The 9,181-nt window shown below is 40.5% G+C and carries 7 protein-coding genes; 5 read left to right on the top strand and 2 right to left on the bottom strand.

All coding sequences use genetic code 11. The features are described 5' to 3' along the window. The first annotated feature begins 227 nt into the window (after window positions 1-227). Window positions 228-593, top strand: coding sequence for a VOC family protein (locus HWQ40_RS35345; RefSeq protein ID WP_292787308.1), 366 nt, complete (start codon window positions 228-230; stop codon window positions 591-593). Between the two features lie 23 nt (window positions 594-616). On the opposite strand, the gene HWQ40_RS35340 is transcribed toward HWQ40_RS35345, so the two are convergent. Both HWQ40_RS35340 and murG read right to left on the bottom strand, forming a co-directional pair. Then, window positions 617-1,906 carry a hypothetical protein gene (locus tag HWQ40_RS35340; RefSeq protein WP_292787305.1) on the bottom strand — a complete coding sequence of 430 codons (1,290 nt, stop codon included), beginning with the start codon at window positions 1,904-1,906 and terminating at the stop codon, window positions 617-619. Window positions 1,907-1,931: 25 nt separating this feature from the next. After that, on the bottom strand, window positions 1,932-3,005 hold the full coding sequence (gene murG / locus HWQ40_RS35335; RefSeq protein ID WP_292787302.1) for an undecaprenyldiphospho-muramoylpentapeptide beta-N-acetylglucosaminyltransferase: 1,074 nt from the start codon (window positions 3,003-3,005) through the stop codon (window positions 1,932-1,934). A gap of 84 nt (window positions 3,006-3,089) precedes the next feature. On the opposite strand from murG, the gene HWQ40_RS35330 reads away from it, so the two are divergent. The 4 genes from HWQ40_RS35330 (at window position 3,090) to HWQ40_RS35315 (ending at window position 8,987) form a co-directional block, all read left to right on the top strand. After that, a complete protein-coding gene (locus HWQ40_RS35330) occupies window positions 3,090-3,929 on the top strand; it encodes a nuclear transport factor 2 family protein (protein WP_292787299.1) in 840 nt (279 codons plus the stop codon). 146 nt (window positions 3,930-4,075) lie between these two features. Beyond that, complete coding sequence (locus tag HWQ40_RS35325; RefSeq protein ID WP_292787297.1) at window positions 4,076-4,849, top strand: SDR family oxidoreductase; 774 nt, start codon at window positions 4,076-4,078, stop codon at window positions 4,847-4,849. 377 nt (window positions 4,850-5,226) lie between these two features. Then, window positions 5,227-5,697: an NADAR domain-containing protein gene (locus HWQ40_RS35320; RefSeq protein WP_292787295.1), complete on the top strand. Its 471-nt coding sequence runs from the start codon at window positions 5,227-5,229 to the stop codon at window positions 5,695-5,697. Window positions 5,698-6,245: 548 nt separating this feature from the next. Then, on the top strand, window positions 6,246-8,987 hold the full coding sequence (locus HWQ40_RS35315) for a GAF domain-containing protein (protein ID WP_292787292.1): 2,742 nt from the start codon (window positions 6,246-6,248) through the stop codon (window positions 8,985-8,987). Window positions 8,988-9,181: the final 194 nt, after the last annotated feature.

Below are 9,181 nucleotides of genomic sequence, written 5' to 3'. Positions count from 1 at the left end.
TCAAGTTTTATTACTTCACTAAACCTGATACAAGTTATTAGTTTTGCTTATTTAAGCTCGATCTTTCTAGTGTTTGCGGGTGTTCCAAATACAGTGAACACAGAATTTAGATATGTTTACTCTGGTGTTAGCGCTGAAAAGATAAAATAGAATGGAACATTGTTGTTATCGACTCTGAATAAAGAGTTGATATGGATTAGTACCAAAATTAGGAGGGAAGGTGTGACATGACAATTACTCTAAATCACACCATAGTGCCCGTACATGACAAAGAAGCATCAGCAAGGTTCTTTGCAAAAATTTTCGGTTTAGAGGTCAAGCTTCCCATTGGTCACTTCGCTGCTGTGCATATAAATGATGCATTAACGCTCGACTTCGCCGACACTGAAGCGTTCGAGCCACATCATTATGCGTTCCATGTCAGTGATGAAGAATTTGATGCAATTTTTGCACGCATCAAAGAGGCAGGTATTGAATACAGTAGCGACCCCATGCATCAGAATAAAGCACAAATTAACCACAGAAAGGAAGGTCGTGGCTTCTATTTCTATGACTCCGATGGCCACAACTTAGAATTGTTAACCCGTGCATAGATTTTTGACATCAGGTCAATGCATTACTTCTTGACTAAAAAATATGCTGTAGCATAGTCCGGTAATTGGCTGATATTCTGGCCAAATTCTGTTTTATTCTGAAAAATACCTGCCAAAAAATCGAGCTGATAAAGATTGGGTAAAAATGCTCCGCCTGTATCGGCGATGACTCCCATTCGCAAATGTTTACGCCCACCTTGAGTATGCTCAATTACAATCACTTTACCTAAACCGATATTCAAAACATCTCCAGCAAAAGTAACTCCAGGTTTGATAGAAATTTTTGCATCTATTTTGTATCCATAGCCTTTAATAGCATCAACTTCTCTAAAATACCAATAACGCTTTTGTGCTGTTGCCTTTAATCCACGGATATAAGCCATTCCATTGTTTCTATCTACATTAAAAAATGCCTTGTAACCATCTGTAAAATTAATCAGGATTGTTCCTTCCATAATTGCTTCTTCTAAGCCATTTCTGGTTAGATAAGCAAGAGTTGTAACTTTTCCAAATTCTCGACCACCTGGTTCATAAATACCAGACAAAACATCTTGTTTTGTGTATCGAGTGTAGAACTTATCGTTATTAGAGTTGTCTTTTAAGCTATAAATTGGTATATTAAAAGTAGAGGTTTTCTTGCGGGAACCAGGGTGAGTAAATACAGCATATTTGGTAATTCGTAATTGTTTTTGCTGTTTACTTTTGGGGTTGTAAGCAGACCATTTAATAACTCGAAAATTGGTATTAATAAATTTAGAGTCTTGTAAACGAGTAGCCCGATTATTAGCAATATCCTCCTTCAAAACAGCAATCATGAAATCCAAAGTTTTGAGGACATCTGGTACAGTCACTCCTTGAGTAGCAAGCACTCCTGTACGCATAATATCTGGATCTTCTGAAGCATAATCTTGAAAATATTTTCTAGTATTAAGGATAACGGTTAATAAATCTCCTTGATTGAACTTAACCTTACTATTTGGTAGTTTTCCTGGAGTAGCAATCTGACTGCCATTAATGTTAAATTTATATTTTTTGAACTCATCAACAACTGGATAGGGTGCAGATGCTGCTAACAAATTCTGTCGAGATGTAAAAGCATTTTGAAACCTTGAGGTAAATTGATCGGCAGCTTGATTTGAAGTCAGAGAAATCTGTGATTGAAGTAGGGCAGAATTTTCTTGTTGAGTAAATGACTGATTTTCTTGAGCTAGCTGTTTAGTTTTTGAGTGGGTATATAGATAACTACTTGCTAAACTGACAAATAATAAGGCAGCACAACCTACTATGAGGCGAATTTTTTTGCTAAATAACATATTCTCTAATGCTAAATAATTAACGTTATGTTCCTATCACCTCACGCACTAATTGCGCCAACTTTTCGGCACTATCAGGAACTGCGATCGCATAAGCTTTTTCCCCCATCTTTGCTAACTCTTGCGGTGACTGCAACAAATTCAACACATTATTTTGCAATACTTCAGTCGTCAACTCAGATTCCTTCAACATTAACGCTGCACCCGCTTTTGTAAATACGTCTGCATTGTAAGATTGATGGTCTTCTGCGGCAAAGGGGTAAGGAATCAAAATCGCTGGCGTTCCACACACTGCCAATTCTGTTAAGCTACCTGCGCCAGAACGACTAATAGCAAGAGTTGCTCGTTGCAACAACGCTGCCATATTGTTGTAAAAAGGTAAGGCTATGTACTGTGGATGTTTGAAACTATCTGCTTCGGGATCGCGATCGCCAGTTAAATGTACTACATAAATACCAGCATCAAACCAAGCTTTTGCAGATTCACGCACCAACTTATTTACTGCAACTGCACCCTGGCTACCACCGAAGACAACAATTAAAGGAACCCCATCAGGAATAGCTAAATCCAGGGGTGCATCAATTGCCCCATCAAGAAATTGCTCTCTTACGGGAGTCCCAACATAGACATTTTTGGCACGCGGTAAATACTTAGCAGCGACTTCAAATCCCAAGGCTACCGCACTACACCAAGGGCCAAAAAAGCGAGTTACTTTACCTGGTAAGGCGTTAGATTCGTGGAAAACCACGGGTAAACCGAGAGAACGCGCCGCAATGACGGCTGGCCCGGCAATGTAACCCCCTGTGGTAAACACCCCTTGAAAATTTCCCTGTTTGAGAATTCGTCTGACTTCTAGAATCGAAAGGGCGAGTTTACCCAAAATGCGAATCGAGGAAAGTCCAAACCCTTGCTGAAACCCTTCAACTGCAATAGTATTCAAGGGATACTGTTTGGGGACAAGTTGAGTTTCTAGCCGATCGGGTACTCCCAGCCATTCTATTTGATAATCTGGAAGTTTTTGGGCCAGGGCGATCGCTGGAAACAAATGTCCACCAGTCCCACTGGCAGCTATTAATAATCGTATCGGTGCGTTTGCCATCAAACCTCTACCGTTTAGCGTCTAGCTTAACTAAGATAAAACAATTTGCTTACTTTCTCTAATCAAATCAGTAAATTCTTACCCATGACTAACATTATTACCGCCTTAGTGAGACGACAACTCAAATTTCCAGCAAATATCTGGCTGGTTTCGTTTCTACTGACCATTGGTTTAACAAGTGGTTGGCAACGTACTCAAGCAATGACACCACAGCAATTATCTCAAGCGACAACACCTCAAAATGCACCAGCCGATCTGAAAAACCTGTTGACACAAGTTGATAGCGCTGCTAGCCGAGGCGATGTCAAAGGAGTGTTGCAATTCTACAGTCCCAATTTCACTCATGGGGATGGATTAAACCTCCAAACCCTAGAAAAGTCTTTGACTTCACTTTGGCAACGATATCCGAAATTGCAATACAGCACGAAACTGCTATCTTCAAAACCTGAAGCCAATGGGATTATTGCTGAAACAGAAACGAAGATAACTGGCTTACCCTCCAGTAGCAGTAATAAGTTAGCTCTCAATGCCACGATTAAATCACGTCAGCGCATTGAAGGTGGAAAAATAGTCCGCCAAGACATTTTGTCAGAACGCACTTTACTTACCTCTGGTAGCAACCCGCCCCAAATTGATATTAAATTACCTCAGCAAGTGCAAGTCGGTCAGAAGTATAATTTTGATGCGATCGTCCAACAGCCACTTGGTGATGATTTTCTACTAGGAACGGCGTTAGAAGAATCTATCCAACCAGATAAATTTCTTAACCCTACACCCGTGGATTTAGAATTACTCACATCTGGCGGACTGTTTAAAGTAGGACAAGCACCATCTACCCCAGGTAGCCAATGGGTTTCTGCTGTCATCCTACGAGGTAATGGGATGACGATGGTAACTCAGCGCTTACAAGTGGTGAAGAAGTAGTTAGGAGTTAGGAGTTAGGAGTTAGGAGTTTGGAGTTAAGAGTTTGGAATTTGGAGTTATAGACCGACTGATGATAAATTATGAACGATGAAACTTCTGCTAATTCATAATTCATAACTGTTAACTCCTCACTCCTAACTATCCTAATGACTTCCCTAAAAAATCAAATTATTTTGATCACTGGTGCAAGTAGTGGTATTGGTACTGCTTGTGCAAAAATCTTTGCTGGTGCAGGTGCAAAACTGATTTTAGCAGCACGACGGTTAGAACGTTTGCAGCAGCTAGCAGATACTCTTAGTAAAGATTTTAGTACTGAAATTCATTTACTAGAATTAGATGTGCGCGATCGCAATGCTGTTGAATCTGCCATTGCTACTCTACCTCCCGCCTGGTCTGACATCGACATTCTCATTAATAATGCTGGTCTAAGTCGTGGTTTAGACAAGTTGCACGAAGGCAGCTTTCAAGACTGGGAAGACATGATTGATACTAACGTTAAGGGTTTACTTTACGTCTCCCGCTATGTCGTTCCGGGAATGGTAAGTCGCGATCACGGTCATGTGGTAAATTTAGGTTCCATCGCTGGACATCAAACCTATCCCGGTGGCAATGTCTACTGTGCTACCAAAGCTGCTGTGAGAGCAATTTCTGAAGGTTTAAAACAAGACCTATTAGGAACACAGGTACGTGTAACTTCTGTTGATCCTGGTATGGTAGAAACGGAATTTAGCGAGGTACGCTTTCATGGAAATACTGAACGCGCCAACAAAGTCTACCAGGGAGTTACACCCCTAACAGCAGATGATGTGGCTGATGTGATATTTTTCTGTGTGACGCGATCGCCCCATGTCAATATTAATGAAGTTGTGCTAATGCCTGTTGACCAAGCTAGTGCTACCCTAGTTAATCGACGAACATAAAAGTAACCCATCTCATACGATTCTAAAAAAGCTTACCCCTTTCACTTACTCTACTTAAGAGACATTTGATAGAAAAAATGTAGAGATGTAGCAGTGCTACGCTGTTGTGCATACAAGTTGCACAATTTAAATTGTGGGTAAGAACTTCAAACCCTCTCCCCTGCTCCCCTGCTCCTCTGCTCCCCTGCGGTCTCAATGTGTAAATTAAGTACTTAACAGCTTACGTCTCTACAAGGGTTCTGGATAACGCATATTTAATTTCACCAGATATCTAAAGTTTTACAGTTTATGTTTCAGTTTACGTCTAGAGAGTTTGTTAAGGCTTTACCTACTCAGCTAGAGTGAAATTGATATATATATAAAAGAGCAATTTTCAAATGACCATTTACTTTTATAAGGTTTGGCAGCCTTATGGCTGTTTTTCTAACTTTTCTCTCCACGGAATCCACATCGAGGGTGGTTACTGGCCAACGGTTGAGCATTATTATCAAGCGCAAAAGTTTGTAGGCAGCACAGATGCGGCAATTATACCTCTCATCCATGCTGCCGCCACCCCAGAAGAAGCTGCCACTTTGGGAAGATGTAGCACTCGCCAACTCCGTCGAGACTGGAATTTGGTAAAAACTCAAATTATGCGAGAAGCTGTACTCAAAAAGTTTCTCACTCATACTGATATTAGAGAAGTTCTCCTGAAGACAGGTGATGAGATTTTGGTTGAAAACTCCCCAACCGATTCTTTTTGGGGTTGTGGTGCTAATAAAAGCGGTCAAAACCATCTCGGTAAAACTCTCATGAGTGTGCGTGAAGAAATTCGTAATTTACTATCTTTAACAGTAATTTACGAATAATTTAATCAAAATAGTTACATTCAACATCAAGCCAGCAATTAAACGGGGAATTTTACTATTCCCCAGCCCAAAATATTTTAACAAATTACTAATAATTTAGTTATTGCTTTGAATAAATTTTAATTAATTGAATTAATGGCAAAAATGTTAAAAAAATATTTTTAATTTCAAGAAATTATTCCAGTTCTAAATTAAGTAAAATTACTGGAATAGTTTAATGATTGAGAATATAAAATTGGTAAATGTCAATGATTAAAAATTTCTTAACTTTAGACTTGAGATGAGATTTGACAAGTATTTAATGATACAGCGGTTTTATATATCCCTAAATCCACCAAGGGCTACAGGGAACAAGCAAAATATCTGTTACTTTTCAAACATCCTCTAATCCATTTCCAAAAATATTTGTAATACATGTATGCCCTTAGCGATGCATTAGTAGCAAGAATTTCTTGAAATAGGATGAAAATCAAAGCATTGTAAGTTGAAAATTTTTATCAGGGACGAATATATAAAAAATTATACTTCCGTCATGGTGTATACAAGCAATGACACGTAAGGATAAACCAAACGAGTTGCAGCAAACCTTTAATCAAGAAAATTTACTGCACCGGATGACAAAACAGATCAGGCGATCGCTCGACCTTCAAGAGATATTAACAACAACTGTTAGCGAAGTGCGTTTATTTTTGGGTGCAGATCGGGTGAAAATATATCGCTTTGACGCTGATGGTAGTGGTGAAGTCATTGCAGAATCTATTCATAAACAACGTCTGCCATCCTTATTGGGTCAACGCTTCCCAGCTGATGATATTCCAGAAGCCGCCAAAGAGATGTTTTTGTTAGCGGGGCAACGTTCGATTGTCGATGTGGTAAATGAGAAGATCGGGCTATCGCCTCTACAGTCAAAAGAAACTGGCAAACGTCTAGAAACTAATATCTACTATCGCCAAGTAGATCAGTGTCATATTCAATACCTAAAAGCAATGGGCGTGCAGTCTTCGTTGGTAGTACCAATTTTAGATTGCGACCCACAAGAACAATCAGCAAAGCCTAAATTGTGGGGATTGTTGGTAGCTCACCACAGTGAACCGCAAAAGATTTTGAAGCGGGAACTAAAAGTATTGCAGCAAGTTGCTGACCAGGTAGCGATCGCGATCGCTCAAAGTAATCTACTCACTGAAGCCCACGCCAAGCAAAAGCGAGAAGCCACTATTAATCGAGTCACCACACTATTGCATAAACTGCCGACAATCCAATTACAAGCAGCACTAGAAGAAGTTATTACTGCCTTGTGTGGAGTAGGTGGCAGGCTTTACATTGCAGAGACTCAAGAACTATACACTTGGGGCGACCAACCGACACTCTCCTACGAGCTAGATAACAGTATTATCGAACAGCATCCCATCTGGCAAAACTGGATGGCTGAGTTTCAACAAGGTAATATTTGGGCAACTACTGACCTCTATAAAGAACCACGTTTGCGAGTTTTGGCTTTAGCATTCCGTTCTACTGAAATTCGCGGACTCATGGTGATTCCCCTACATTACCGTGAAAAATTTATCGGTGTATTAAGTATTTTCCGCTCTGAATTTGAAACGGAAATCTTCTGGGCGGGACGATGCGAACAAAATCGGCGACAACTTTTACCCCAGCTTTCCTTTGAGGTTTGGCGAGAGCAGAAAAAGGGGCAAGCACCTGAGTGGAAGTTGGAAGACATCTTATTGGCACAAGCCTTATACGATCATTTCTCAATGGCAATTCAGCAGCAGCAAATGTATAAACAAGTACAATCCCTGAATGCCAATCTAGAACGGCGGGTGCAAGAGCAAACCGCTGAACTCGAAAAATCATTAATGTTTACCAAAGTCATCAAGCAAGTCACAGAGCATATTCGCCGCACATTGGACTTGCAAGCAACCCTGCAATCCATCGTTCGCGAAGTCCGTCCCTTGCTAAATTCAGACCGAGTGCTGATTTTCCATCTGAAGACTAAATCGGTGATTGTAGAAGAGATTAATGGCAATTGGCAGTCTGTTTTGGGAGTGAATGCACCACCGGAATGCTTTCCTGATGAGTATACTCGTCTATACTGTCAGGGTAGACTACGGGCAATTAACAACGTTTCAACCGCTTCTTTAAGCGATTGTTATCGAGAGTTTTTGCAGAGTCTGCAAATTCAAGCAAACTTAATAGTTCCGATTAATATGGGTATGGAACTATGGGGCTTACTAATTGCCCATGAGTGTGAGGCTCCCAGAAATTGGCAGGATATAGAAATTGATTTATTGCAGCAGGTGGCAGATCAGGCTGCGATCGCTATTCAACAAGCACAACTCTACGAACAAACCTCTCAGGCCGAAACTGAAGCCAGAAATCAAGCTACTCAGTTAGAGCAGACTCTACATGAACTCCAAGAAACACAGATAAGATTGATTCAGACCGAAAAAATGTCCGGCTTAGGACAGTTGGTCGCAGGTGTCGCCCACGAAATCAACAACCCCGTTAACTTTATTTACGGTAATCTGTGCCACGCCAGTGATTACACTGAACAACTGCTAGAAATTTTACGTCTCTATCAGCTACACTATCCCCATCCCCATAGTGAAATTAAAGCCGCGATCGAAGCGATCGATTTTGAATTTTTGGTAGAAGACCTCCCAAAAATCATGACCTCAATGCAAGTAGGAACCGATCGCATCCGCTCAATAGTGTTGTCTTTACGCAATTTTTCTCGCTTGGATGAGTCTGAAAACAAGCGCGTTGACCTGCATGAAGGTATTGACAACACCTTATTAATTTTGCAACATCGGCTGAAAGGAAATGCTGAATCTGCACGCATTGAGGTAATTAAAGATTATGGCAATATCCCACGGGTGGAATGCTATGCCGGTCAAATGAATCAGGTATTCATGAATATTTTCAGCAATGCCATAGATGCTCTGGAAGTAGGGCGTGGAAAGTGGCGGGATCGGGGTGACAAGGAGAATAATTCATGCCCAATTCCAACTATCCAGATTTCCACTAAAGTCTCAGCGGACAACTCTCGTCTGTTAATTCGGATTAGTGACAACGGACTCGGAATGAATGAAGACGTGAAAAAGCGAATTTTTGACCCGTTTTACACTACCAAGCCCGTGGGCAAAGGTACAGGATTGGGGCTAGCAATCAGCTATCAGATTATTGTCGAAAAACATGGGGGAATAATGGAGTGCATTTCAGAACCTAGCAAAGGTACAGAGTTCTGGATTGAGATTCCCGTCAAGCCTCCAGCTAAAATAGTCAACTAGCAATAAGGACTGGGGGATAAGGACGCAGGCGAAGAATCACTATTGATTATTGACCAATGCTCAATTGTTAGTTTCAAAACTTAAAAATTGACTGAAAATTTTTTAAATTCATCCAAAAGATAGATGCTAATTTTCTTAGAATATAAACTAAAAAAATATCTATCAGCGATCCAGGGTGTGCAATATATTGAATT

It is taken from the genome of Nostoc sp. NMS9 (genome assembly GCF_017114995.1).
In the GTDB taxonomy this organism is placed as follows: domain Bacteria; phylum Cyanobacteriota; class Cyanobacteriia; order Cyanobacteriales; family Nostocaceae; genus Nostoc.
This window is presented reverse-complemented; position numbering and strand designations above follow the sequence as displayed.

Bases quoted from the DNA above. Each gene is read 5' to 3' on its own strand.
- murG (WP_292787302.1), bottom strand. From the start codon at position 3,005: ATGGCAAACGCACCGATACGATTATTAATAGCTGCCAGTGGGACTGGT.
- HWQ40_RS35325 (WP_292787297.1), top strand. From the start codon at position 4,076: ATGACTTCCCTAAAAAATCAAATTATTTTGATCACTGGTGCAAGTAGT.
- HWQ40_RS35340 (WP_292787305.1), bottom strand. From the start codon at position 1,906: ATGTTATTTAGCAAAAAAATTCGCCTCATAGTAGGTTGTGCTGCCTTA.
- HWQ40_RS35315 (WP_292787292.1), top strand. From the start codon at position 6,246: ATGACACGTAAGGATAAACCAAACGAGTTGCAGCAAACCTTTAATCAA.
- HWQ40_RS35345 (WP_292787308.1), top strand. From the start codon at position 228: ATGACAATTACTCTAAATCACACCATAGTGCCCGTACATGACAAAGAA.
- HWQ40_RS35330 (WP_292787299.1), top strand. From the start codon at position 3,090: ATGACTAACATTATTACCGCCTTAGTGAGACGACAACTCAAATTTCCA.
- HWQ40_RS35320 (WP_292787295.1), top strand. From the start codon at position 5,227: ATGACCATTTACTTTTATAAGGTTTGGCAGCCTTATGGCTGTTTTTCT.